The 26081-nt window shown below is 60.0% G+C and carries 25 protein-coding genes; 21 read left to right on the plus strand and 4 right to left on the minus strand.

What is annotated here, in order from left to right:
- Positions 1-177: 177 nt before the first annotated feature.
- The 4 genes from gyrB to dnaA are packed head-to-tail and all read right to left on the minus strand — an operon-like array spanning position 178 to position 6338.
- Positions 178-2598, minus strand: a complete 2421-nt coding sequence (gene gyrB, locus CXP40_RS12760; RefSeq protein WP_106734034.1) for a DNA topoisomerase (ATP-hydrolyzing) subunit B — start codon at positions 2596-2598, stop codon at positions 178-180.
- Positions 2599-2602: 4 nt separating this feature from the next.
- Positions 2603-3706 (minus strand): DNA replication/repair protein RecF, encoded by a 1104-nt coding sequence (gene recF, locus CXP40_RS12765; protein WP_106734036.1) that lies wholly within the window; start codon positions 3704-3706, stop codon positions 2603-2605.
- On the minus strand, positions 3706-4809 hold the full coding sequence (dnaN, locus tag CXP40_RS12770) for a DNA polymerase III subunit beta (RefSeq protein ID WP_099525050.1): 1104 nt from the start codon (positions 4807-4809) through the stop codon (positions 3706-3708). The genes recF and dnaN overlap by 1 nt, the downstream gene beginning before the upstream one ends.
- 38 nt (positions 4810-4847) lie before the next feature.
- Positions 4848-6338 carry a chromosomal replication initiator protein DnaA gene (gene dnaA, locus CXP40_RS12775; protein WP_106734038.1) on the minus strand — a complete coding sequence of 497 codons (1491 nt, stop codon included), beginning with the start codon at positions 6336-6338 and terminating at the stop codon, positions 4848-4850.
- Between the two features lie 519 nt (positions 6339-6857).
- Here dnaA and rpmH point away from each other — a divergent pair.
- From rpmH to CXP40_RS12880, 21 genes are all read left to right on the plus strand, one after another.
- A complete protein-coding gene (rpmH, locus tag CXP40_RS12780) occupies positions 6858-6992 on the plus strand; it encodes a 50S ribosomal protein L34 (protein WP_002551315.1) in 135 nt (44 codons plus the stop codon).
- Between the two features lie 16 nt (positions 6993-7008).
- Complete coding sequence (gene rnpA / locus CXP40_RS12785; RefSeq protein WP_106734039.1) at positions 7009-7410, plus strand: ribonuclease P protein component; 402 nt, start codon at positions 7009-7011, stop codon at positions 7408-7410.
- A complete protein-coding gene (gene yidD, locus CXP40_RS12790) occupies positions 7403-7648 on the plus strand; it encodes a membrane protein insertion efficiency factor YidD (protein WP_061238809.1) in 246 nt (81 codons plus the stop codon). Before rnpA ends, yidD begins: the two co-directional genes overlap by 8 nt.
- Positions 7649-7650: 2 nt before the next feature.
- The gene (gene yidC, locus CXP40_RS12795; protein WP_106734040.1) at positions 7651-9396 is read left to right on the plus strand and encodes a membrane protein insertase YidC; all 1746 of its coding nucleotides are present in this window, start codon (positions 7651-7653) and stop codon (positions 9394-9396) included.
- A gap of 157 nt (positions 9397-9553) precedes the next feature.
- Entirely contained in the window at positions 9554-10921 is a 1368-nt protein-coding gene (gene mnmE / locus CXP40_RS12800) for a tRNA uridine-5-carboxymethylaminomethyl(34) synthesis GTPase MnmE (protein ID WP_106734041.1), read from the plus strand.
- Between the two features lie 788 nt (positions 10922-11709).
- On the plus strand, positions 11710-13602 hold the full coding sequence (gene mnmG, locus CXP40_RS12805) for a tRNA uridine-5-carboxymethylaminomethyl(34) synthesis enzyme MnmG (RefSeq protein ID WP_106734042.1): 1893 nt from the start codon (positions 11710-11712) through the stop codon (positions 13600-13602).
- Positions 13599-14246: a 16S rRNA (guanine(527)-N(7))-methyltransferase RsmG gene (rsmG, locus tag CXP40_RS12810; RefSeq protein WP_106734043.1), complete on the plus strand. Its 648-nt coding sequence runs from the start codon at positions 13599-13601 to the stop codon at positions 14244-14246. Before mnmG ends, rsmG begins: the two co-directional genes overlap by 4 nt.
- A 12-nt stretch (positions 14247-14258) precedes the next feature.
- Positions 14259-15047, plus strand: coding sequence for a ParA family protein (locus CXP40_RS12815; RefSeq protein ID WP_017676269.1), 789 nt, complete (start codon positions 14259-14261; stop codon positions 15045-15047).
- 11 nt (positions 15048-15058) lie between these two features.
- Positions 15059-15928: a ParB/RepB/Spo0J family partition protein gene (locus CXP40_RS12820; RefSeq protein WP_099525057.1), complete on the plus strand. Its 870-nt coding sequence runs from the start codon at positions 15059-15061 to the stop codon at positions 15926-15928.
- Between the two features lie 130 nt (positions 15929-16058).
- Positions 16059-16448 carry a F0F1 ATP synthase subunit I gene (locus tag CXP40_RS12825; RefSeq protein ID WP_045733559.1) on the plus strand — a complete coding sequence of 130 codons (390 nt, stop codon included), beginning with the start codon at positions 16059-16061 and terminating at the stop codon, positions 16446-16448.
- Between the two features lie 24 nt (positions 16449-16472).
- Positions 16473-17291 carry a F0F1 ATP synthase subunit A gene (atpB, locus tag CXP40_RS12830; RefSeq protein WP_106734044.1) on the plus strand — a complete coding sequence of 273 codons (819 nt, stop codon included), beginning with the start codon at positions 16473-16475 and terminating at the stop codon, positions 17289-17291.
- Between the two features lie 54 nt (positions 17292-17345).
- A complete protein-coding gene (gene atpE, locus CXP40_RS12835) occupies positions 17346-17585 on the plus strand; it encodes a F0F1 ATP synthase subunit C (protein WP_224490516.1) in 240 nt (79 codons plus the stop codon).
- An 85-nt stretch (positions 17586-17670) separates the two neighbouring features.
- Positions 17671-18141: a F0F1 ATP synthase subunit B gene (locus tag CXP40_RS12840; RefSeq protein WP_106734045.1), complete on the plus strand. Its 471-nt coding sequence runs from the start codon at positions 17671-17673 to the stop codon at positions 18139-18141.
- 12 nt (positions 18142-18153) lie between these two features.
- The gene (locus CXP40_RS12845) at positions 18154-18690 is read left to right on the plus strand and encodes a F0F1 ATP synthase subunit delta (protein ID WP_106734046.1); all 537 of its coding nucleotides are present in this window, start codon (positions 18154-18156) and stop codon (positions 18688-18690) included.
- Positions 18691-18705: 15 nt separating this feature from the next.
- On the plus strand, positions 18706-20250 hold the full coding sequence (gene atpA, locus CXP40_RS12850; protein WP_072425163.1) for a F0F1 ATP synthase subunit alpha: 1545 nt from the start codon (positions 18706-18708) through the stop codon (positions 20248-20250).
- A gap of 48 nt (positions 20251-20298) precedes the next feature.
- Complete coding sequence (gene atpG, locus CXP40_RS12855; RefSeq protein ID WP_099525062.1) at positions 20299-21162, plus strand: F0F1 ATP synthase subunit gamma; 864 nt, start codon at positions 20299-20301, stop codon at positions 21160-21162.
- Between the two features lie 30 nt (positions 21163-21192).
- Positions 21193-22569, plus strand: a complete 1377-nt coding sequence (gene atpD, locus CXP40_RS12860; protein WP_099525063.1) for a F0F1 ATP synthase subunit beta — start codon at positions 21193-21195, stop codon at positions 22567-22569.
- A 79-nt stretch (positions 22570-22648) separates the two neighbouring features.
- Positions 22649-23083, plus strand: a complete 435-nt coding sequence (locus CXP40_RS12865) for a F0F1 ATP synthase subunit epsilon (RefSeq protein ID WP_099525064.1) — start codon at positions 22649-22651, stop codon at positions 23081-23083.
- A 125-nt stretch (positions 23084-23208) separates the two neighbouring features.
- Complete coding sequence (glmU, locus tag CXP40_RS12870; RefSeq protein ID WP_106734047.1) at positions 23209-24567, plus strand: bifunctional UDP-N-acetylglucosamine diphosphorylase/glucosamine-1-phosphate N-acetyltransferase GlmU; 1359 nt, start codon at positions 23209-23211, stop codon at positions 24565-24567.
- A 56-nt stretch (positions 24568-24623) separates the two neighbouring features.
- Complete coding sequence (locus tag CXP40_RS12875; RefSeq protein WP_106734048.1) at positions 24624-25235, plus strand: LysE family transporter; 612 nt, start codon at positions 24624-24626, stop codon at positions 25233-25235.
- Between the two features lie 73 nt (positions 25236-25308).
- The gene (locus CXP40_RS12880; protein ID WP_106734049.1) at positions 25309-26079 is read left to right on the plus strand and encodes a DeoR/GlpR family DNA-binding transcription regulator; all 771 of its coding nucleotides are present in this window, start codon (positions 25309-25311) and stop codon (positions 26077-26079) included.
- Positions 26080-26081: the final 2 nt, after the last annotated feature.

Genomic DNA, 26081 nt, shown 5'->3' on the forward strand with positions numbered 1-26081 from the left:
TTTTTCGCCTATTCCTTGTAGCTTCACTACACAGCACACCTATGCGGGACTGTGTGGCTATGTCCAACTGCCTGATCTACAAAGAAAAACCCCGGCGCTAGGCCGGGGTAGTGACAGAAATTGTCATGACAATAACTCGTTAAATCATGCCAATTAACCTGCCCGTCGACACACGCATCAGAAGTCCAGATTCGATACCGCCAGGGCATTCGACTCGATGAAGTCGCGGCGCGGCTCTACGGCATCGCCCATCAAAGTGTTGAAGATCTGGTCGGCAGCGATGGCGTCCTCGATGGTCACCTTGAGCATGCGGCGCACTTCCGGGTCCATGGTGGTTTCCCACAGCTGATCCGGGTTCATCTCACCGAGACCTTTGTATCGCTGGATGCTGTGGCGCTTGGTGCTTTCGGTCATCAGCCAGTCCAGCGCTTCCTTGAAGGTGTTGACCGGCTTCTTGCGCTCGCCACGCTGCACGTAGGCGCCTTCTTCCAGCAGGTTGTTCAACTGATCACCCAGGCTGGTGACAGTTTTGTAATCGTTGCTGGCGAAGAAGTCGCGGTTGAAGGTGGTGTAGCTGGAAAGACCGTGGGATCTGACTTCCACTTCCGGCAGCCACAGGTGGCGTTCGTGGTCTTCACGCAGGCTGGCACTGTAGGTCTGGCCAGACTTCTCGGTAGTCTTCAGACGTGCCGCAAAGCCTTCCAGCCAGTTCTGCATGAACGCCTGGTCCGCGAGCTGCTCCACCGAAATACGCGGCAGATAGACGAAGTGCTCTGTGATGTCCTTGGAGTAGACGCGCGACAGGCGATCAAGGGTCTTCATCACGCCACGGTAGTCGCCGACCAGTTTCTCCAACGCGCTGCCAGAAAGACCTGGAGCGTTCTCGTTGACGTGCAGGCTGGCGTCTTCCAGGGCCGACTGAGTCATGTATTCATCCATGGCCTCGTCGTCCTTGATGTACTGCTCCTGCTTGCCTTTCTTCACCTTGTACAGCGGCGGCTGAGCGATATAGATGTAGCCACGCTCGACCAGCTCCGGCAGCTGACGAAAGAAGAAGGTCAGCAGCAGGGTACGGATGTGCGAACCGTCGACGTCAGCATCGGTCATGATGATGATGTTGTGGTAACGCAGCTTGTCGATGTTGTACTCCTCACGACCGATACCGCAACCGAGCGCAGTGATCAGCGTGCCGACTTCCTGCGAGGAAATCATTCGATCGAAGCGTGCACGTTCGACGTTGAGGATCTTGCCCTTGAGCGGCAGGATAGCCTGGGTCTTGCGGTTACGGCCCTGCTTGGCAGAACCGCCCGCGGAGTCACCCTCCACGATGTAGAGTTCGGACAGCGCCGGGTCTTTTTCCTGGCAGTCGGCCAGCTTGCCGGGCAGGCCGGCGATGTCCAGCGCACCTTTACGGCGAGTCATTTCACGGGCTTTACGAGCCGCTTCGCGGGCACGCGCGGCATCGATCATCTTGCCGACCACGGCCTTGGCTTCGTTGGGGTTCTCCAGCAGGAAGTCGGAGAAGTACTTGCCCATCTCCTGCTCGACTGCTGTTTTCACCTCACTCGATACCAGTTTGTCTTTGGTCTGCGAGCTGAATTTCGGGTCCGGCACCTTGACCGAGATGATCGCAGTCAGGCCTTCACGGGCATCGTCACCAGTGGTGGAAACCTTGAACTTCTTCGCCAGGCCTTCGGCCTCGATGTAGTTGTTCAGGTGGCGGGTGAGGGCAGAGCGGAAGCCGGCAAGGTGAGTGCCACCGTCGCGCTGTGGAATGTTGTTGGTGAAACAGAGCAGGTTCTCGTTGAAGCTGTCGTTCCACTGCAGGGCTACTTCGACACCCACGCCGTCTTCTTCGCGCTGGATATTGAAGTGGAACACCTGGTTGACCACTGTCTTGTTGGTGTTCAGGTACTCGACGAAGGCTTTCAGGCCACCCTCGTACTTGAACAGCTCTTCCTTGCCGGTGCGCTCGTCACGCAGCAGGATGCCTACGCCGGAGTTGAGGAAGGACAGCTCACGCAGACGCTTGGCCAGGATGTCCCAGCTGAAGTGAATGTTGGCGAAGGTCTCTTCGGACGGCTTGAAGTGGATCTGCGTGCCGGTACCGTCGGTATCACCAACAGCGGCGAGAGGCGCTTGCGGTACGCCATGCACATAGGTCTGTTCCCAGATCTTGCCGCTACGACGGATGGTCAGCACCAGCTCCTTGGAGAGGGCATTGACCACCGAGACACCCACGCCATGCAGGCCGCCGGATACCTTGTAGCTGTTGTCGTCGAATTTACCGCCGGCGTGCAGCACGGTCATGATGACCTCGGCCGCCGAGACGCCTTCTTCCTTGTGCATGTCGACCGGGATACCACGGCCGTTGTCACGCACGCTGATCGACTCATCCGGGTGGATGGTGATGGTGATTTCGCTGCAATAGCCTGCCAGCGCTTCGTCGATCGAGTTATCGACCACCTCGAACACCATGTGGTGCAGACCACTACCATCGTCAGTGTCACCGATGTACATCCCGGGACGTTTGCGTACGGCGTCCAGTCCTTTCAGCACCTTGATGCTGGAGGAGTCGTACGTTTGGTTCTCGCTCATGCCTTCACTCCCGATGGTCTTGGGTCTGGGTGATACGGCCATGTTCCACGTGGAACATGGCAACCGGCGTATCCGTCTGCCAGCCTTCCCTCAACAATTCATGATCTACACAGGTGATGAACACCTGGCAGCGCAAATCTTCCAGCAACCGGCACAATGCCTGGCGATGCTGCTCATCCAGTTCCGACGGTAGGTCGTCCACCAGATAGATACATTGGCCACGCTTGGCTTCATTGACCAAGTGACCCTGGGCGATGCGTAACGCGCAAACGACCAGTTTCTGTTGTCCTCGCGACAGGATTTCTGCCGCGTTGTGCCCCGCAAGCCGAAGACGCAAATCAGCTCTCTGCGGCCCAGCCTGGGTATGCCCGAGTTGATGGTCGCGGAGGAGGGAGGTAGCGAGCACCTCGCTCAGCTCACGATCCTTGTCCCACCCGCGGTAGTAACTCAGGGTCAGCCCTTCCAGCTCCAGCAGCTCGGCCAGTGTCTGTTCGAACACTGGCTTCAAGGCCTGAATGTAAGCACGTCGATAGGTGTCGATTTCCTCACTGGCGCTGCATAGCTCGCGGTCCCACGCGGCCTGCGAAGCACCGTCAAGTGTACCATGGCGCAGCCACGAGTTCCGCTGCCGCAGGGCTTTCTGCAGGCGTTGCCAGGCACCGAGAAAGCGATGTTCCACGTGGAACACACCCCAGTCGAGAAACTGCCGGCGAATCTTCGGTGCGCCTTCAAGCAGGCGAAAACTATCGGGGTTGATCACCTGCAGTGGTAGTAGCTCAGCCAGCTGCGCAGCACTGCGAGCGTTCTGCCCATCGATACGAATCTGCAGCTCGCCCTGACGGTCGCGAGAGATGCCCAGATTACTGGAGCCGCCTTCGGCCAACTGCACCTGACCGAAAATGGTACAGGCAGGTTGTTCGTAATGAATGACCGGCTGCAGTCGTGTGCTGCGGAAGGAGCGGGCGAGGCCAAGCAGATGGATCGCCTCAAGCAGGCTGGTCTTGCCGCTGCCGTTGGCGCCGTGAAGGATATTGATGCGGGAGGAGGGAGAGAGGGTCACCGGGTGCAGGTTGCGCACCGCGGTGACCGTGATACGGCTCAGGGACATTAAAGACGCATCGGCATGACAACGTAGGCAGAGTCGTCGTTATCGGCTTCCTGCAGCAGGGCACTGCTGTTGGAGTCAGAGAGAATCAGGCGGACCTGCTCGGTGCCCATCACGCCCAACACATCCAGCAGATAGCTGACGTTGAAACCAATCTCCAGACCGCTGCCCGAATAGTCGATAACGATCTCTTCCTCGGCCTCTTCCTGCTCCGGGTTGTTGGCCTGAATTTTCAGCAGACCAGAAGCCAGGGTCAGGCGAATGCCGCGGTACTTCTCGTTGGACAGAATCGCGGTGCGGCTGAAGGCTTCGCGCAGGCCCTGACGATCCGCCAGCACCAACTTGTCGCCACCGCGCGGCAGCACGCGCTCGTAATCCGGGAATTTGCCGTCCACCAGCTTCGAAGTGAAAGTGAACTCACCGGTGTTGGCACGGATGTGGTGCTGCCCAAGAACGATGGCGACTTCGGCGTCTTGCTCGGTCAGCAGGCGAGCCAGCTCGAGGATACCTTTACGCGGCACGATGACCTGGTGCTTGCCTTCCTGCTGGATGGCAGCCTCCATAGAGCACATGGCCAGACGGTGGCCGTCGGTAGCGACTGCACGCAGCAGGCCGCTCTGCACTTCCAGAAGCATGCCGTTGAGGTAGTAACGCACATCCTGCTGAGCCATGGCGAAGCTGGTCCGTTCGACCAGGCGACGCAGCTTTGCTTGCGGCAGGTTGAAGGTCAGCGAACCCGGACCTTCCTCGACGGTAGGGAAGTCGTTGGCTGGCAGCGTCGACAGGGTGAAGCGACTGCGACCAGCCTTGACCAGCAACTTCTGGTCATCGACACGAATGTCGATCATCGCGTCGCTTGGCAGGCTCTTGCAGATGTCCATCAGCTTGCGCGCCGGCACGGTGATTTCACCCGGCTCTGCGGCGTCTTCCAGCGTGACGCGGCCAACTAGTTCGACCTCGAGGTCGGTACCGGTGAGCGATAACTGCTGGCCTTCAACCACCAGCAGGACGTTAGACAGAACCGGCAGCGTCTGGCGTCGTTCCACGACACCGGCGACCAGTTGCAGGGGTTTCAACAGGGCTTCGCGTTGAATAGTGAAATGCATGGTCTAGTCCCTTGCCTCGTGGAGCTGCATTGATTTGATCAGGTAGTCAGGGTACGCAGCAGGTTCTTATAGTCCTCGCGGATGTCCGCGTCGGATCCCCTAAGTTCAGCAATCTTACGACATGCGTGCAACACCGTGGTGTGATCACGGCCGCCGAAGGCCACACCGATTTCCGGCAGGCTGTGATTGGTCAGTTCCTTCGACAATGCCATGGCCACCTGACGTGGCCGGGCGATCGAGCGCGAACGACGCTTGGATAGCAGATCGGTGATCTTGATCTTGTAGTACTCAGCGGTGGTGCGCTGAATATTGTCGATGCTTACCAGCTTGTCCTGCAGGGCCAGCAGATCCTTGAGCGACTCACGAATCAGCTCGATGGTGATGTCGCGGCCCATGAAGTGCGAGTGAGCGATCACCCGCTTCAACGCGCCTTCCAGTTCACGCACGTTGGAGCGAATGCGCTGAGCGATGAAGAACGCAGCATCGTGCGGCAGATCGACCTTGGCCTGGTCGGCCTTCTTCATCAGGATCGCCACGCGGGTTTCCAGTTCCGGCGGCTCGACTGCCACCGTAAGCCCCCAGCCGAAACGCGACTTCAGGCGTTCTTCCAGGCCTTCGATCTCTTTCGGGTAGCGGTCGCTGGTGAGAATCACCTGCTGACCCCCTTCAAGCAGCGCGTTGAAGGTATGGAAGAACTCCTCCTGGGAGCGCTCCTTCTTGGCGAAGAACTGGATGTCATCGATCAGCAACGCATCCACCGAACGGTAGAAACGTTTGAATTCGTTGATGGCGTTGAGCTGCAACGCCTTGACCATGTCAGCGACGAAGCGCTCGGAGTGCAGGTAGACCACCTTGGCGTTGGGGTTCTTCGCCAGCAGGTGATTACCCACAGCATGCATCAGGTGAGTCTTACCCAGGCCGACGCCGCCATACAGGAACAGCGGGTTGTAACCATGCTTGGGGTTGTCCGCCACCTGCCAGGCAGCAGCGCGCGCCAACTGGTTGGACTTACCCTCGACGAAGTTATCGAAGGTAAAGGTGCGATTGAGGTAGCTGGTGTGCTTGAGGCCGCCTTCGACCTGTACGGTACGTTCGGTGCGTGGCGCCACGGCGGGTGTAGGCGGTTGCGGCGCGGAGCCCCCCATGGAATCGAAGCTGGCACGCGACGGCTCTTGCTGTGCAGGCGGCGGAACCGGCTTGCTGACGGCTGCGGCGGCCTGAACCTGAGCTGCACGTGCAGCGGCAGGCAAAGGGGCCGTTGGCGCGACGCGGGCAGTCGCTGCACGTTTGCTGCCTATTAATAAGGAAAGCGCAGGGACCAGACCGCCGGCGCGCTCACCCAGAAGCTCGAGCAAACGGCTCAGGTACTTCTCGTTGACCCAATCGAGTACGAAACGATTCGGCGCATATACACGCAGCTCGTCGCCTTCGGCTTCGACCTGCAGAGGACGTATCCAGGTGTTGAATTGCTGGGCCGGCAACTCGTCGCGCAAAAGCTCGACGCATTGCTGCCATAGTTCCACTGACACTGACTATCCCCTATCCAGGCGGCGATGCAAAAACAGCCGCCATTGTAACGGCCAACGAACGAGTTATCCACACAGCAGGGATTAGATGGCCAAGTAAAATCAAAGCCTTACTTACATTCATCAGACTTATCAGCAGCCCATGAGCCTTGTGGATAAGCACCCTATAACCTTCTGTAAAACCCTGGGGACGAACGGACGGATAACTACATTGTGGGTAACCCTGCTTTCTATCCTCAGGCTGTATGCAGGAGACGCACAGACCAACCACGCCTTTTGGACAGACTTATCATCACCGCATGAGCAGCGGGAATGGGGCAGCCAGCGGGTTTTCCACAGGTGTGAGCAGCACCATTCAACATAAACATAGAAAAAGAGCTTTAAACCATTTTCCCTCTTTCTATTTCTATCTAGCGAATAAGGTTGGTTGGAAATTGACCTACCGCGCGGCTTTCTCTAGAATTGCCGGTCTCTTAAAACCGGGGTCATACCGACCCTAGTCGATCACCCAGGTAACGCACCATGAAACGCACTTTCCAACCCAGCACCATCAAGCGCGCTCGCACCCACGGTTTCCGTGCCCGCATGGCCACCAAGAACGGCCGTGCCGTCCTGTCGCGTCGTCGCGCCAAGGGCCGCAAGCGTCTTGCTGTCTAATTAATCCAGACAGGTGGTGAGTCGAGGCTTCGGCCGGGAAAAGCGACTGCTGACTCCCCGGCAATTCAAGGCAGTCTTCGACTCCCCAAGCGGTAAAGCTCCGGGCAAAAGTGTCCTGTTGCTAGCGCGCGATAACCAGCTTGATCATCCCCGCCTAGGTCTGGTGATCGGCAAGAAGAGCGTCAAGCTCGCCGTCGAGCGCAACCGCATCAAGCGTCAAATCCGCGAGTCCTTTCGCCTCAATCAGATCAACCTGACAGGCTGGGACATCGTGGTGGTCGCCCGCAAAGGGCTAGGTGATCTGGAGAATGGCGAACTTGCCCAGCAGTTCGGCAAACTCTGGAAACGCTTGGCCCGAAGCCGGCCCAGTCGCGACGCAGACTTATCCCCCGGGACAAGCGACAATCCCCATGCGTAAAGCGGCTCTAGCCTGTATCCAGGTTTATCGCTACGCCATCAGCCCGCTGATGGCCAGTCATTGTCGTTTCTACCCCAGCTGCTCCTGCTATGCCTACGAAGCCATCGAACAACATGGCTTCCTGCGTGGTGGCTGGCTGACGGCGCGCCGTCTCGGTCGCTGTCACCCATGGAATGCCGGCGGTTTCGATCCGGTTCCACCCGTTAAAACATCCCGTTCCCCTTCGATGGCCGAATAATCATGGATATCCAACGTTCGATCCTGATCGTCGCCCTGGCAGTCGTGTCCTACCTCATGGTCCTGCAATGGAACGAGGACTATGGCCAGGCTGCTATGCCAGCCGAGGTTAGTACCTCGACCGCGGCGACGCCTGCCCTGCCCGACACACCTGCTGTAACCGCCAACACCGGCGGCGACGACATTCCAACTGCCGTGGCCGAGCCTACTGCAGCTGCTGTCGCGCCTACTGCCGCTACCAGCGATGAGCTGATTCGCGTCAAGACCGATGTTCTGGACCTGGCCATCGACCCGCGTGGTGGTGATGTCGTGCAACTGCGTTTGCCGCAGTATCCGCGCCGTCAGGACCGCCCGGACGTTCCGTTCCAGTTGTTCGACAACGGCAACGAGCGCACCTATCTCGCGCAGAGCGGCCTGATCGGTCAGAACGCTCCGGACAAATCCAGCGGTCGTTCCCTGTGGAGCAGCGAGAAGCAGAACTACGAGCTGGCCGAAGGCCAGGACAGCCTGGTGGTCGATCTCACGTTCAGCGAGAACGGCGTCAACTACATCAAGCGCTACAGCTTCAAGCGTGGTCTCAACCCGCAATGCTCCGCGCGTGAGCAGGAACTGAAGAAGCCTGGCTGCATCGATCCGTCCGCCTATCAGGTCGACGTGCGTTACCTGATCGACAACCAGAGCGAGCAAGCCTGGAGCGGCAACCTGTTTGCCCAGCTCAAGCGCGACAACAGCGGCGACCCGTCGTCGACCACCGCTACCGGCACCGCGACCTACCTTGGCGCCGCTCTGTGGACCACCGACGAGCCGTACAAAAAGGTGTCGATGAAGGACATCGACAAGCAGTCCTTCAAGGAAACCGTGCAGGGCGGCTGGGTTGCCTGGCTGCAGCACTACTTCGTCACCGCCTGGGTGCCGAGCAAGGACAGCACGAACCTGATTCAGACCCGCAAAGACAGCCAGGGCAACTACATCGTCGGCTTCACCGGCCCGTCCGTGCAGGTTGCTGCCGGCGCCCAAGGCGAGACTGGTGCGATCCTCTACGCTGGTCCCAAGCTGCAGGAACACCTCGGCACCCTGTCGCCAGGCCTGGAGCTGACCGTCGACTACGGCTTCCTGTGGTTCCTCGCCCAGCCGATCTTCTGGCTGCTGGAAGTGATCCACGGCGTACTCGGTAACTGGGGCTGGTCGATCATCGTCCTGACCATCATCATCAAGCTGATCTTCTTCCCGCTGTCTGCTGCCAGCTACCGCTCGATGGCGCGCATGCGTGCCGTATCGCCGAAACTGCAGGCGTTGAAAGAGCAGCACGGTGACGATCGCCAGAAGATGTCCCAGGCGATGATGGAGCTGTACAAGAAAGAGAAGATCAACCCGCTGGGCGGCTGCCTGCCGATCCTGGTGCAGATGCCGGTATTCCTTGCCCTGTACTGGGTACTGCTGGAATCGGTCGAAATGCGTCAGGCCCCGTGGATGTTCTGGATCACCGACCTGTCGATCAAGGATCCGTTCTTCATCCTGCCGATCATCATGGGCGCGACCATGTTCATCCAGCAGCAGCTCAACCCGACGCCGCCGGACCCCATGCAGGCCCGCGTGCTGAAGCTGATGCCGATCATCTTCACCTTCTTCTTCCTGTGGTTCCCTGCCGGTCTGGTGCTGTACTGGGTGGTCAACAACTGCCTGTCCATCGCCCAGCAGTGGTACATTACCCGCCGGATCGAAGCAGCAACGAAAGCGGCCAACGCCTGATTCGCCAAGGCTTCCAAGCATCAAGCAAACGCCCCATGATTGGGGCGTTTTGCTATCCGAGCATTAATCGTAGGAGCGAGCTCTGCTCGCGAATCGCAGTTATCCACAGCTCTTCTGCCGCGCGCCTACTAGCCCCATAAACATCGAGTAAACCGCCATGAACCACGCCCGAGACACCATAGCCGCCGTCGCTACCGCCCAGGGTCGGGGTGGCGTGGGCATCGTGCGGGTATCCGGTCCACTGGCCGGTCAACTGGCTCAGGCCATCTGCCGTCGCGAGTTGAAGCCGCGCTTCGCTCATCACGGTCCGTTCTATGGCGAGAGCGAGCTGACGCTGGATGAAGGTCTGGCCATCTACTTTCCCGGCCCCAACTCCTTTACTGGTGAAGACGTACTGGAGCTTCAGGGCCACGGCGGACCGGTGGTGCTCGATCTGCTGTTGCGCCGCTGCATGGCGTTGGGGGCACGCCTTGCGCGACCTGGTGAGTTCAGCGAACGCGCCTTCCTCAATGACAAGCTCGACCTGGCCCAAGCCGAAGCCATTGCCGACCTGATCGAGGCCAGCTCCGAGCAGGCCGCTCGCAATGCGCTGCGTTCGCTGCAGGGCGAGTTCTCCAAGCGGGTGCATGCACTGACCGAGTCGCTGATTCAGCTGCGCATCTACGTCGAGGCCGCCATCGACTTCCCCGAGGAAGAGATCGACTTCCTCGCCGATGGCCATGTACTGAACCAGCTTGACGGTGTGCGCGCCGACTTATCCACAGTGCTGCGCGAAGCGGGCCAGGGTGCATTGCTGCGCGACGGCATGACCGTGGTCATCGCCGGCCGGCCCAATGCCGGCAAGTCCAGCCTGCTCAATGCCCTGGCTGGGCGTGAAGCCGCCATCGTCACCGATATCGCCGGCACCACGCGCGACGTGTTGCGCGAGCATATCCACATTGATGGTATGCCGTTGCATGTGGTCGACACCGCCGGCCTGCGCGACACCGACGACCAAGTGGAGCGAATTGGTGTGGAGCGCGCACTCAAGGCCATCGGCGAAGCCGACCGCGTGCTACTGGTGGTGGACTCCACTGCGCCGGAAGCCGCCGATCCCTTTGCCCTCTGGCCCGAGTTTCTGGAGCAGCGTCCGGATCCGGCACGGGTCACCCTGATCCGCAACAAGACCGACCTCTCCGGCGAAGCAGTCGCGCTGGAAACAAGCGCCGATGGCCACGTCACGCTGAGCCTCTCGGCCAAATCCGCCGAAGGCCTCGAGCTGCTGCGCGAGCACCTGAAAGCCTGCATGGGTTATCAACAGACTGCAGAAAGCGGCTTCAGCGCCCGCCGCCGCCACTTGGAGGCGCTGCATCAGGCCGAGCAGTACCTCGAGCACGGCCGCAACCAGCTAACCCTGATGGGCGCTGGCGAGCTACTAGCAGAAGACCTGCGCATGGCTCAACAAGCCCTGGGCGAGATCACGGGGGCCTTCAGCAGCGACGACCTGTTGGGACGGATCTTCTCCAGCTTCTGCATTGGCAAGTGATCCACTAACTGAGTCCACGCGCTGCGTTCCTGTAGTCCGGCATCGCAACGATGCCGGTCGCGCCCTGTGCTTATCCACAGCGCGTTACCTTATAGCCACGAATAAACGCGCGATGGCTCCCAGCGGTTCCCACGCAAGGGCACGGTGCTACTTGGTCCCGGATTGCATCCGGGCTACGAACTTGCACAGATGGCAGTGGGAGGCGCTTTAGCGGCGAGCTCTTTTCGCATACGGCGAAACCCTCGAACTGTTCCAGGCCCACATCGCGGCTGAAGCCGCTTCTACAGCAACGCTGCACTGACCCAGGCGAGCGCTATTTTCCGCATTCTTTGAGTTATTCAGGACGAAATAAACCCTGTGGAAAACCGCCCATAAACCCTGCCCATAACCCTATGACAAAGCTGGGCGTAACCACCCCTGTGGGTAACTGGCGCTTCCATCCACAAAGGTTCAGCAGCTTTCTCAGTGGAATCCAGCAGGAACGACACAGGCTTATCATTCTCTGTACAGCACGTATATCGTGGTTTCTGGACTGTTATCCACAGAAATGCATCGCTCTATACATAAACATAAAGAACAAGCTTTATAAAAATTCTCTCTTTCTATTCTTTATAAGCCTGAGCGCATTTCTCACGGGCAGACAGGTGATCAGGTAAAGGCAATCGGCGAAAGGAACATAACCTGCCAGTTGGCTATTTTTTGTGCAGAAGGCTTCATTCAGCAGGCTTAAGTCCCTATACTTGCCGCCTTTCTTTCAGACCCCTTTCTCAACAGGCACGAGGTGCGTGGTGGATTTCCCTTCCCGTTTTGACGTGATCGTGATCGGCGGCGGTCATGCCGGTACCGAAGCAGCTCTGGCTGCAGCACGCATGGGTGTGAAGACCCTGCTGCTCACCCACAATGTCGAGACCCTCGGCCAGATGAGCTGCAACCCGGCTATCGGCGGGATTGGCAAGAGCCATCTGGTCAAGGAAATCGATGCCCTCGGCGGCGCCATGGCCACCGCTACCGACAAGGGCGGTATCCAGTTCCGTATCCTCAACAGCCGCAAGGGCCCAGCCGTACGTGCCACGCGCGCGCAGGCTGACCGCGTGCTGTACAAGGCAGCAGTACGCGAGATTCTGGAAAACCAGGCCAACCTGTGGATTTTTCAACAGGCAGCCGATGATCTGATTGTGGAAAACGCCGAGGTCAAAGGCGTTGTTACCCAGATGGGGCTCAGGTTCCATGCGGACTCCGTGGTGTTGACCACAGGCACGTTCCTCGGCGGACTTATCCACATTGGCCTGCAGAACTACTCTGGTGGCCGTGCCGGGGATCCGCCCTCCATCGCCCTGGCCCACCGTCTGCGCGAGCTGCCGCTACGCGTCGGCCGCCTTAAAACCGGTACACCGCCGCGCATCGATGGACGTTCGGTGGATTTCTCGGTAATGACTGAACAGCCGGGCGACACCCCCACGCCGCTGATGTCCTTCCTCGGCAAGCGTGAGCACCAGCCCAAGCAGATCAGCTGCTGGATCACCCACACCAATGCGCGTACTCACGAGATCATCGCCGCCAACCTCGATCGTTCGCCGATGTACTCCGGCGTGATCGAAGGTGTTGGCCCGCGCTACTGCCCGTCGATCGAGGACAAGATCCACCGCTTCGCCGACAAGGACAGCCACCAGGTGTTCATCGAGCCTGAAGGCCTGACCACTCACGAGCTGTATCCCAACGGCATCTCCACCTCGCTGCCGTTCGACGTGCAATTGGAGATCGTGCGCAGCATCCGTGGCATGGAAAACGCCCACATCGTGCGCCCCGGCTACGCCATCGAATACGACTACTTCGATCCGCGCGATCTGAAGTACAGCCTGGAAACCAAGGTTATCGCTGGCTTGTTCTTCGCCGGGCAGATCAATGGCACCACCGGCTACGAAGAGGCCGGTGCGCAGGGCCTGCTGGCGGGTTGCAACGCAGCATTGCGTGCGCAAGGCAAAGACGCCTGGTGCCCACGTCGGGACGAGGCCTACATCGGCGTACTGGTCGACGACCTGATCACCCTGGGCACCCAGGAGCCGTACCGCATGTTCACCTCGCGTGCCGAGTACCGGCTGATCCTGCGTGAGGACAATGCCGACCTGCGTCTGACCGAGAAGGGCCGCGAGCTGGGCCTGATCGATGACGAGCGCTGGGCAGCCTTCGAGGCCAAGCGTGAAGGTATCGTGCAGGAAGAGCAGCGCCTGAAAAGCACCTGGGTGCGCCCAGGCACGCCGCAGGGTGATGCGATTGCCGCGCGCTTCGGTACGCCGCTGGCCCACGAATACAACCTGCTCAATCTGCTGGCTCGCCCGGAGATCGATTACGCCACATTGGTCGAACTCACCGAAGCGCCGGTTGTGGATAACCAGGTGGCCGAGCAGGTCGAGATCAAGACCAAGTACGCCGGCTACATCGACCGTCAGCAGGACGAGATCGCCAAGCTGCGGGCCAGCGAGGACACCAAGCTGCCGGATGATCTGGACTATGCCTCGATCTCCGGGCTGTCCAAGGAAATCCAGTTCAAGCTCGGCGCCACTCGCCCGGCGACACTCGGCCAGGCTTCACGGATCCCGGGGGTCACCCCGGCGGCTATTTCCCTGCTGCTGATTCACCTGAAAAAACGTAGCGCGGGACAGAAGCTGGAGCAGAGCGCCTGATGTCGGTCACTCAGCGTCATGCCGAAGAATTGATCCAGGGCGCCCGCGAACTGGGCATCGAGCTCAGCGCGTTGCAGCAGGAACAACTGCTCGCCTACCTGGGCCTGCTGATCAAATGGAACAAGGCCTACAACCTCACCGCGGTGCGCGATCCCGACGAGATGGTCTCGCGCCATCTGCTCGACAGCCTGTCGGTAGTCCCGTTCGTGGCGGAACTTGGGGATAACTGGCTCGACGTCGGCAGCGGTGGCGGCATGCCCGGTGTTCCGCTGGCGATCATGTTCCCCGAGCGCCACTTCACCCTGCTCGACTCCAACGGCAAGAAGACCCGCTTTCTCGTCCAGGTGAAGCTGGAGCTGAAACTCGCCAACCTCGAGGTTGTCCACAACCGGGTCGAAGCCTATCGACCGGAGCAGCCGTTCGACGGCATCAGTTCGCGGGCTTTCAGCAGCCTGGAAGATTTCAGCAACTGGACACGTCACCTCGGCAATGTCGACACTCAATGGCTGGCGATGAAGGGCGTGCACCCGGATGACGAGCTGCAGGCGCTGCCGGCGGACTTCCGTCTCAGTGCCACGCATGTGCTGCGGGTTCCCGGTTGCCAAGGCCAGCGCCATCTGTTGATACTGCGTCGCTCGGTCTAAGGGGGAAGGAAGATGGCCAAGGTATTCGCGATCGCCAATCAGAAAGGCGGCGTGGGCAAAACCACGACGTGCATCAACCTGGCTGCTTCTCTGGTGGCGACCAAGCGCCGTGTGCTGTTGATCGACCTAGACCCCCAGGGCAACGCGACCATGGGCAGTGGCGTCGACAAGCACGGCCTCGAGCATTCGATCTACGACGTGCTGATCGGTGAGTGCGATCTGAGCCAGGCCATGCAGTTCTCCGAGCACGGCGGCTACCAGCTACTGCCGGCCAACCGCGACCTGACCGCCGCAGAAGTTGCCCTGCTGGAAATGAAGATGAAGGAAAGCCGCCTGCGTTATGCCTTGGCGCCGATCCGCGAGAATTACGACTACATCCTCATCGACTGCCCGCCATCGCTGAACATGCTGACCATCAACGCCCTGGTCGCCGCCGACGGCGTGATTATCCCCATGCAGTGCGAGTATTACGCGCTTGAGGGGCTGAGCGACCTGGTCAACAGCATCCAGCGCATCGCCCAATTGCTCAATCCCAAGCTGCAGATCGAAGGTCTGCTGCGCACCATGTACGACCCGCGCATCAGCCTGACCAATGACGTCACCGCCCAGCTCAAGCAACACTTTGGCGACAAGCTGTACGACGCCGTGATCCCGCGCAACGTGCGCCTGGCCGAGGCGCCGAGCTTCGGTATGCCGGCGCTGGTCTACGACAAACAATCCCGTGGAGCCATCGCCTACCTGGCCTTGGCTGGCGAGCTGGTGCGCCGTCAGCGCGCCGCCGCGAAAACCGCTACCGCTTAAGGAACATCCGCATGGCTGCGAAGAAACGAGGTCTGGGTCGAGGTCTGGACGCACTGCTCGGCGGCAACACCGTCAATGCATTGCAGGAAGAGGCCGCCCAGGTCGACACGCGTGAGCTGCAATACGTGCCGCTGGAGCTGATCCAGCGCGGCAAGTACCAGCCGCGTCGTGACATGGACCAGACCGCGCTGGAAGAACTCGCCGCCTCCATCCGCGCCCAAGGCGTGATGCAGCCCATCGTTCTGCGCCCCATCGGTGGTGGACGTTTCGAGATCGTCGCCGGTGAACGGCGCTGGCGTGCTAGCCAGTTGGCTGGCCAGGACAGGATCCCGGCCATGGTCCGTGAGCTGCCGGATGAAGCCGCCATCGCCATGGCGCTGATCGAGAACATCCAGCGCGAAGACCTCAACCCGATTGAGGAAGCCGTTGCCCTGCAGCGCCTGCAGCAGGAATTCGAGTTGACCCAGCAGCAGGTCGCCGATGCCGTCGGCAAGTCGCGCGTGACCATCACCAACCTGCTGCGCCTGATCGCCCTGCCCGACGAGATCAAGACCCTGCTTTCCCACGGCGATCTGGAAATGGGTCATGCCCGTGCCCTGCTCGGTTTACCCCTCGAACAGCAGGTTGAAGCCGCGCGACATGTTGTCGCACGTGGCCTGACCGTTCGTCAGACCGAGGCCCTGGTGCGCCAGTGGCTGAGCGCCAAACCGGCCCCGGCCAAAGCCAAGGCCGACCCGGACATCAGTCGCCTGGAACAGAAGCTCGCAGAGCGTCTGGGCTCGCCAGTGCAGATCAAGCACGGTAGCAAGGGCAAAGGACAGCTGGTGATCCGCTACAGCTCCCTCGACGAATTGCAGGGTGTACTGGCGCACATTCGTTGAAACAATTCAGTCTGTAGTCCTACTTCGCTCCTACTACAGCACGGTTGATCGGGCGCAGGCTGGCCCATATACTCCCCGCGCAATTTTGTCGGCTATGGGCCGAGTTTCGGCACCTTGCAGGGAGAGGTCGATGGGCATCCCCAGTAAGGTCCCGTTTCATCGTCAGCCAGGTTTTCCGATCCTGATTCTTCAGGCCATCGTGACGGCTGTAATTGCAGTGATTTTTGCCGTCAGTGGTGGATGGGTCGCGGCCTATTCGGCACTGCTGGGCGGGCTGATCGCCCTGCTGGCCAACGCGTATTTTGCATTCAAGGCCTTTCGTTATTTTGGCGCGCGTTCGGCCCGAGCCATCGTCCAGTCGATCTGGGCCGGGGCCATGGGTAAATGGATTATCACGGCAGTGCTGTTTGCACTGGCGTTCGTAGGGGTTGAACCACTTGCACCGATGCAGCTGTTCATCGGTTATCTGCTAGGCCTTCTGGCTGCAGCTTGTGCTCCCCTACTCATGAAAGTTTTCTGAAGCATTGGACCGTTTGAGGCGTTTATGGCTGATACCCCAGCAGAATATATCCAGCATCACCTGCAGAACCTGGTCTACGGCTCTCACCCGGATAAGGGCTGGATCATTGCCCAGACCCCGGAAGAGGTGAAAGCGATGGGCTTCTGGGCTGTCCATGTGGACACTCTGGGCTGGTCCCTGTTCATGGGCCTGATTTTCATCACCCTGTTCCGCATTGCCGCCAAGCGCGCCGTTACCGGCGTACCGACCGGCCTGCAGAACGTGGCCGAGATGTGCATCGAGTTCGTCGAAGGCATCGTCAAGGACACCTTCCACGGCAAGAACCCACTGGTTGCGCCGCTGGCCCTGACCATCTTCGTCTGGGTGTTCCTGATGAACAGCCTGAAGTGGATCCCGGTCGACTACATCCCGGGTCTGGCGCATGCCATGGGCCTGCCGTACTTCAAGATCGTCCCCACCGCCGACCCTAACGGTACCTTCGGTATCTCCCTGGGCGTGTTCCTGCTGATCATCTTCTACAGCATCAAGGTCAAGGGCATCGGTGGCTTTACCAAGGAACTGTCGTTCACCCCGTTCAATCACTGGGCGCTGATTCCTTTCAACCTGTTCCTGGAAATCATCGGCCTGCTGACCAAGCCGCTGAGCCTGGCCCTACGTCTGTTCGGCAACATGTATGCCGGTGAAGTGGTGTTTATCCTGATCGCGCTGCTGCCCTTCTACGTTCAGTGGGGTCTCAACGTGCCATGGGCTATCTTCCACATCCTGGTCATTCCGCTGCAGGCGTTCATTTTCATGGTGCTGACCGTGGTTTATCTGAGTGCTGCGCACGAAGATCACCACTGATCGACATCGAAAAACCCGAAAACCCCTAACTCGTAACCTTAACCTCTAAAAACTCTGGAGCTAACTATGGAACTCGTCTACATCGCCGCTGCCATCATGATCGGTCTGGGTGCCCTGGGTACCGGTATCGGCTTCGCCCTGCTGGGCGGCAAGCTGCTGGAATCCACCGCTCGCCAGCCTGAGCTGGGCCCGCAGCTGCAAACCAAGACCTTCCTGATGGCTGGTCTGCTCGACGCCGTTCCGATGATCGGTGTTGGTATCGCGATGTACCTGATCTTCGTTGTCGCGGGTTAAGAGTTCCTGAGTCGAGGCAGCATGATGAGTGCTGCCTCTTCAGGCTTTTCTTCCCTGAACACGAGATAGCACGAGGTAAATCGCTGTGAACATTAACCTGACCCTGTTCGGTCAAACGATTGCCTTCGCTATTTTCGTCTGGTTCTGCATGAAGTTCGTATGGCCGCCGCTGACGCTGGCCATGCAGGAACGCCAGAAGAAAATCGCAGAAGGTCTGGATGCTGCCGGGCGCGCTGAGCGCGATCTGCAGTTGGCCCAGGAACGCGCTGCCCAGATGCTTCGTGAAACCAAAGAGCAAGCTGCCGAGATTCTCGACCGGGCGAACAAGACCGCCAACGCAATCGTCGAAGAAGCCAAGGCCCAGGCCCGCTCTGAAGGTGAAAAGCTGATTGTTGGCGCCAAAGCCGAAATCGATCTGGAAGTGAACCGTGCCAAGGATCAACTGCGTGCACAGGTAGCAGCTCTGGCTGTCACCGGCGCTGAGCAGATCCTGCAGTCCTCCGTGGACGGCGCTGCGCACAACGATCTGGTCGCAAAACTGGCCTCTCAACTCTAAGCGAGGCTCGCGATGATCAATACCAACACGCTCGCTCGGCCCTACGCGAAAGCTGCGTTTGAGTTTGCCAGTGCTGTACAGCAGGCCGATGCCTGGCTGAACATGCTGTCGCTGTCCGCTGCTGCGGTTCAAGCGCCGGCCATGGCTCAGCAGTTGGTCAACCCGGCGTTGACCGATGAGCAGAAAGTCAATGTGCTGGCGCAGCTCTGTGCCGGTCACATCGACGCTTCGTTCAGCAACTTCCTGCACTCGCTGGGCAGCAACGACCGACTGTCGCTGCTGCCGGTAGTACTCGAACAATTCGCTGTGCTGAAGGCTGAAGCCGAACGCGCCCTCGATGTCGAAGTCGAGTCGGCGTTCGAGCTCACTGCTGAGCAATTGCAAACTCTGGCTGCCGCCCTTTCCAAGCGGCTCGATCGCACCGTCCAGCCCACGCCCGTGGTCAATCCCGCCCTGATCGGCGGCGTTGTCATTCGTGCAGGTGACCTGGTCATCGACGGTTCGGTCCGCGGCAAGCTGAACAAGCTGGCCGAAGCGTTGAAATCCTGATTTGAGGGAACTGGCATGCAGCAATTGAATCCTTCCGAAATTAGCGAAATCATCAAGCAGCGCATTGAGTCGCTTGATGTATCCGCTCAAGCCCGTAATGAAGGCACCATCGTCAGCGTTTCCGACGGTATCGTGCGCATCTACGGCCTCGCCGACGTCATGTACGGTGAGATGATCGAATTCCCTGGTGGCGTGTACGGCATGGCCCTGAACCTGGAGCAAGACTCCGTAGGTGCCGTAGTACTGGGTGGTTACCTGACCCTCGCCGAAGGCATGAGCGCCAAGTGCACCGGTCGCATCCTGGAAGTTCCGGTTGGTCCGGAGCTGCTGGGTCGCGTCGTTGACGCACTGGGCAACCCGATCGATGGCAAAGGCCCGATCAACGCCGCCGCTACTGACGCCGTTGAAAAGGTTGCGCCGGGCGTGATCTGGCGTAAGTCGGTCGACCAGCCGGTGCAGACCGGTTACAAGTCGGTCGATGCCATGATCCCGGTAGGCCGTGGCCAGCGTGAGCTGATCATCGGTGACCGTCAGATCGGTAAGACTGCTCTGGCCGTCGACGCCATCATCAACCAGAAAGACAGCGGCATCCGTTGCGTCTACGTCGCCATTGGTCAGAAGCAATCGACCATCGCCAACGTGGTGCGCAAGCTGGAAGAAGCTGGCGCTCTGGCCAACACCATCGTGGTAGCAGCTTCGGCTTCCGAATCGGCTGCCCTGCAGTTCCTTGCGCCGTACTCCGGTTGCACCATGGGTGAATACTTCCGCGACCGCGGTGAAGATGCCCTGATCGTGTACGACGACCTGTCCAAGCAGGCCGTTGCCTACCGTCAGATCTCCCTGCTGCTGCGCCGTCCGCCAGGCCGTGAAGCCTACCCGGGCGACGTGTTCTATCTCCACAGCCGTCTGCTGGAGCGTGCATCGCGCGTTTCCGAAGAGTACGTCGAGAAGTTCACCAATGGCGCCGTGACTGGCAAGACCGGTTCCCTGACCGCTCTGCCGATCATCGAAACCCAGGCGGGTGACGTTTCCGCGTTCGTTCCGACCAACGTGATCTCGATCACCGACGGTCAGATCTTCCTGGAATCGGCCATGTTCAACTCGGGTATCCGTCCGGCCGTCAACGCCGGTATCTCGGTATCCCGTGTCGGTGGCGCGGCTCAGACCAAGATCATCAAGAAGCTCTCCGGTGGTATCCGTACCGCTCTGGCTCAGTACCGTGAACTGGCGGCATTCGCCCAGTTCGCTTCTGACCTGGACGAAGCCACCCGCAAGCAGCTTGAGCATGGTCAGCGCGTAACCGAGCTGATGAAGCAGAAGCAGTATGCGCCAATGTCCATTGCCGAAATGTCGGTGTCCCTGTACGCAGCCGAGCGTGGCTTCCTGCAGGACGTCGAAGTCGCCAAGATCATCAGCTTCGAGCAGGCCCTGATCGCCTTCTTCAAGCGTGATCACGCCGACCTGATGGCGAAGATCAACGAGAAGGGTGACTTCAACGACGAAATCGACGCTGGCCTGAAAGCCGGTATCGAGAAGTTCAAGGCCACCCAAACCTGGTAACCGCAGCGGGGGCTTTGGCCCCCGCCTGCTTGAACCAAAAGGTGTGAAATGGCAGGCGCAAAAGAGATTCGCAGCAAGATTGCGAGCATCAAAAGCACGCAAAAGATCACCAGCGCCATGGAAAAAGTGGCGGTCAGCAAAATGCGCAAGGCTCAACAGCGCATGGCTGCCGGTCGTCCCTATGCTGAGCGTATTCGTCAGGTGATTGGTCACCTGGCCAAGGCGAACCCGGAATACCGCCACTCATTCATGGTGGAGCGTGATGTAAAGCGCGTCGGTTATATCGTGGTGACCTCGGACCGTGGTCTGTGTGGTGGCTTGAACATCAACCTGTTCAAGGCGCTGCTCAGAAGCCTGAAGGAATGGCGCGACCAGAAGGTCGAGGCTGATTTCTGCGTGGTGGGCAGCAAGGGCGCGAGCTTCTTCCGCAGCAACGGGGGCAACGTGGTTGCCGCCATCAGCAAGCTGGGTGAAGAGCCGTCCATCAACGACCTGATCGGTAGCGTCAAGGTTGTGCTGGATGCCTACGCCGAGGGCCGTATCGACCGTCTGTATCTGGTGTCGAACAAGTTCGTCAACACCATGACGCAGAAGCCGGAAGTGCAGCAGCTGCTGCCGTTGGCCGCGAGCGATGCGCAAGGCGTGCAGAAAGGTCTGTGGGACTACGTATACGAGCCGGACGCCCAGCAGTTGCTGGATGCGCTGCTGGTACGCTACGTCGAGTCGCAGGTCTATCAGTCCGTGGTCGAGAACAGCGCGTGCGAACAGGCTGCGCGGATGATCGCGATGAAGAACGCAACCGACAACGCCGGTGATCTCATCAAAGACCTGCAGCTGGTTTACAACAAGGCACGTCAGGCAGCGATCACCCAGGAAATTTCGGAAATCGTCGGCGGCGCTGCCGCGGTTTAAGAACGGTTCAAATATTCAGAGGAACCAAAGATGAGTAGCGGACGTATCGTTCAAATCATCGGCGCCGTCATCGACGTGGAATTTCCGCGTGACAAGGTGCCGAGTGTTTATGAAGCGCTGAAAGTAGTTGGCGCCGAAACCACCCTGGAAGTTCAGCAGCAGCTGGGCGACGGTGTGGTACGTACCATTGCGATGGGTTCGACCGAAGGCCTCAAGCGTGGCCTGGACGTCAACAGCACTGGCAAGGCCATCTCCGTACCGGTCGGTAAAGCGACCCTGGGCCGGATCATGGACGTGCTGGGCAACCCGATCGACGAAGCTGGCCCGATCGGTGAAGAAGAGCAGTGGGAAATCCACCGCCCTGCGCCGAGCTATGCCGAACAAGCTGGCTCCAACGAGCTGCTGGAAACCGGCATCAAGGTTATCGACCTGGTCTGCCCGTTCGCCAAGGGCGGTAAAGTCGGTCTGTTCGGTGGTGCCGGTGTCGGCAAGACCGTGAACATGATGGAACTGATCCGTAACATCGCCATCGAGCACAGCGGTTATTCCGTGTTCGCCGGTGTGGGTGAGCGTACTCGTGAGGGTAACGACTTCTACCACGAGATGAAGGACTCCAACGTTCTCGACAAGGTAGCCCTGGTTTACGGTCAGATGAACGAGCCACCAGGCAACCGTCTGCGCGTAGCACTGACCGGCCTGACCATGGCCGAGAAGTTCCGTGACGAAGGTCGTGACGTTCTGCTGTTCGTCGACAACATCTACCGTTACACCCTCGCCGGTACCGAAGTATCCGCACTGCTCGGCCGTATGCCGTCGGCAGTAGGTTACCAGCCGACTCTGGCCGAGGAGATGGGCGTTCTGCAGGAGCGTATTACCTCCACCAAGAAAGGCTCGATCACCTCGATCCAGGCCGTATACGTACCTGCGGACGACCTGACCGACCCGAGCCCGGCGACCACCTTCGCCCACTTGGACGCCACCGTCGTACTGAGCCGTGACATCGCTTCCCTGGGTATCTACCCGGCCGTTGACCCGCTGGACTCCACCAGCCGTCAGCTGGACCCGAACGTGATCGGCCAGGAACACTACGAGACCGCTCGTGGCGTTCAGTATGTTCTGCAGCGCTACAAAGAGCTGAAGGACATCATTGCGATCCTGGGTATGGACGAGCTGTCCGAAGACGACAAACAGCTGGTATCGCGCGCTCGTAAGATCCAGCGCTTCCTGTCCCAGCCGTTCTTCGTGGCTGAAGTCTTCACCGGTGCCCCGGGCAAGTACGTGTCCCTGAAGGACACCATTGCCGGCTTCAGCGGCATTCTCAAAGGCGACTACGACCACCTGCCGGAACAAGCGTTCTACATGGTAGGCGGCATCGACGAAGCCATCGAGAAAGCCAAGAAACTGTAAGTAACGGGTGCGCCCTCTAGGGGGCGTCCGGGCCGGAGCGGGCAGTAGCCCAATCCGGCCTCTCAACCGAGGCATTGTTATGGCTATGTCAGTCCACTGCGATATCGTCAGTGCGGAAGAAGAGCTGTTCTCGGGGCTGGTGGAAATGGTCATCGCCCACGGTCACCTGGGTGACCTGGGTATCCTGCCGGGCCACACCCCGCTGCTGACCGATCTCAAGCCGGGTCCGGTGCGAGTGATCAAGCAGGGTGGCACCGAGGAGGTGTTCTACATCTCCGGTGGCTTCCTGGAAGTTCAGCCGAGCATGGTGAAGGTTCTTGCCGACACCGCTGTTCGCGCTGGCGACCTGGATGAAGCCGCTGCCATCGAGGCACGCAAGGCTGCCGAGAAGGCGCTGAGCGAAAAGGGCACCGAGTTCGACTACGGCAGTGCTTCGGCACGCCTGGCCGAGGCTGCTGCCCAGCTGCGCACCATCGAAGAGATGCGCAGGAAGTTCGGCGGCCGCAGCCGCTGATCGCGTATCGCGGTATCACGCAAAGGGGCGACTTAGGTCGCCCCTTTGCGTTTCTGGCAAACTAGCGTTCTTTTCATGCGGCTCCCTCTGGCCGCGGTCAAATCCTGCCCAGCAAGGAGCTTTCTATGAGTCTGGATATCGTCATTCTTGCCGCCGGTCAGGGCACGCGCATGCGTTCGGCGCTGCCCAAGGTGCTGCACCCGGTCGCCGACAAACCCATGCTGGGGCATGTCATCGACACCGCGCGCAGCCTGCAGCCGCAGAGCATCCAGGTGGTGATCGGTCATGGCGCTGACAAGGTGCGTGAGCGCCTGGCCGCCGCCGACCTGAATTTCGTCATCCAGGCCGAACAACTCGGTACCGGTCACGCCGTGGCCCAGGCCCTGCCGCAGCTCAGCGCTGATACCGTGCTGATCCTCTACGGCGATGTGCCGCTGATCGAAACGGCTACCCTGCAGCGCCTGATGGCCCTGGTCAGCGATGATCAGCTCGGCCTGCTCACCGTCGAACTGGCTGACCCGACTGGCTATGGCCGCATCGTGCGCGACGCCGCTGGCGTGGTGCAGGCGATCGTCGAGCACAAGGATGCCAGCGAAGCGCAGCGGCAGATCCGCGAAGGTAACACCGGCATCCTCGCCGTTCCGGGCAAGCGCCTGGCTGACTGGCTGGGGCGCCTATCCAACAGTAATGCCCAGGGTGAGTACTACCTGACCGACGTGATCGCCATGGCTGTGGCCGATGGCCTGACTGTGGCGACCGAGCGTGCTGCCGACGAGATGGAAGTGCTCGGCGCCAACGACCGTATCCAATTGTCGCAGCTTGAATGCCATTACCAGCAGCGTATGGCCCGTCGCCTGATGGCCCAGGGCGTCACCCTGCGCGACCCGCATCGCTTCGACGTGCGTGGTGACGTCAGCGTTGGCCGCGACGTGACCATCGATATCAACGTAATCCTCGAAGGCAAAGTGGTCATCGAAGACGATGTGCAGATCGGCCCGAACTGCTTGATCAAGGACTCGGTGCTGCGCAAGGGCGCCATCGTCAAGGCCAACAGCCACCTGGACGGCGCCGAGATGGGCGAGGGCGCCGATTGCGGCCCGTTCGCTCGCTTGCGTCCTGGCACAAAACTGGGTGCCAAGGCCCATGTGGGTAACTTCGTCGAACTGAAGAACGCGGTGCTGGGCGATGGCGCCAAGGCCGGCCACCTGAGCTACCTGGGCGATGCCGAGATCGGCGCGCGGACCAACATCGGTGCCGGTACCATCACCTGCAATTACGACGGTGCCAATAAATTCCGCACCGTTATGGGCGAGGACGTATTCATCGGCTCCAACAGCGCCCTGGTGGCGCCGGTCACGCTGGGCGACCGCGCGACGACTGGCGCCGGTTCTGTGGTGACCAGCGATGTGCCGGCCGATACCCTGGCCGTCAGTCGTGCCAAACAGCGCAATATCGAAGGCTGGAAGCGTCCGACCAAGAAGTGAACCCGCTCTGGCCTGGGTAACTAGGCCTGTGGATAACCTGCCGGAGGCAGTCTTGTATGTTCGGTGTGACGGATTACGCGGCCTTCGTGGTGGCCTTCATCATCCTGCTGGCCATTCCCGGGCCGGGTAACCTGGCGTTGATCCTGTCCACCGGCAAGGGCGGCATTCGCGGCGGACTGGCGTCGACCTTCGGCATCATCTTCGGCGATCAGGTGCTGCTGTGGTTGGCAGTCGCCGGCGTCGCCGCGCTGCTCAAGGCTTACCCGGCGGCCTTCCATGTGGTGCAGTGGCTTGGTGCGGCCTACCTGGTCTATCTCGGCCTGCGCATGATCCTGGCCAAGCCCGGTGCCGCGCCGACGCTGGACATCAAGCCGCGCCAGTACCTGTGGCAAACCCTGGTGATCACCGTCTTCAATCCCAAGGCCATCATCTTCTACATGGCTTTCTTCCCGCTGTTCATCGATCCGCAGCGCCATCAGGGTTTGATTACTTTCGGTTTCATGGCCGTGACGATCATGGCACTGACCCTTCTCTACGGCCTGCTGATCGTGCTGCTGACCCACTTTCTCGCCGAGCGCATGCGCGCCAACCCTCGTATCGCAAGGGGTTTGGAGAAACTGGCGGGGCTGTGCCTGGTCGGCTTCGGGGTCAAGCTGACGCTGAACTGATCGGTGGACGCTTGCGGGCTTTTCGATCATATGTTTTGATTCGCGCCATTATCTTTCGAATCGAAACTTAAGCATGTCGAAGCGCAACACGCCGCAGCGTCGCCACACCATCCTTGCCTTGCTCGCCGAGCAGGGCGAGGTGTCGGTGGATGCCCTGGCTCAGCACTTCGCCACCAGCGAAGTGACCATTCGCAAGGACCTCGCTGCACTGGAAACAAACGGTCTGCTGCTGCGCCGCTATGGCGGTGCGGTGCCCGTACCACAGGAACTGATCAGCGAGCCGACGCAGTTCATTTCCCCGCACAAGCAGGCGATTGCCCGCGCTGGGGTGGCACGTATTCGCGAGCACGCACGGATCATCATCGACAGTGGCACCACAACAGCGGCGATGATTCCGCAGCTTGGCTACAAACCAGGCCTGGTGGTGATGACCAACTCGCTCAATGTGGCCAACGCGCTGCGCGATATCGAGCACGAACCGGTGTTGTTGATGACCGGCGGCACCTGGGACCCGCATTCGGAATCCTTCCAGGGCCAAGTGGCCGAGCAGGTGCTGCGTTCCTACGACTTCGACCAGTTGTTCATCGGCGCCGACGGCATCGACCTGGAGCGTGGCACCACCACCTTCAACGAACTGCTCGGTCTATCGCGGGTGATGGCCGAGGTGGCTCGTGAGGTCATCGTCATGGTCGAGAGCGACAAGATCGGCCGGCGTATTCCCAATCTGGAACTGCCCTGGAGCAGCGTCCATACCCTGATTACCGACGAGCGCCTGGATGCCCAGGCCGCCAAACAGATACGTGCGCGCGGCATCCAGCTGATCCTCGCGCCGCTGGAAAACTGAAG

The organism is Pseudomonas sp. YY-1 (genome assembly GCF_002843095.1).
Classification (GTDB): Bacteria; Pseudomonadota; Gammaproteobacteria; order Pseudomonadales; family Pseudomonadaceae; genus Aquipseudomonas; species Aquipseudomonas sediminis_A.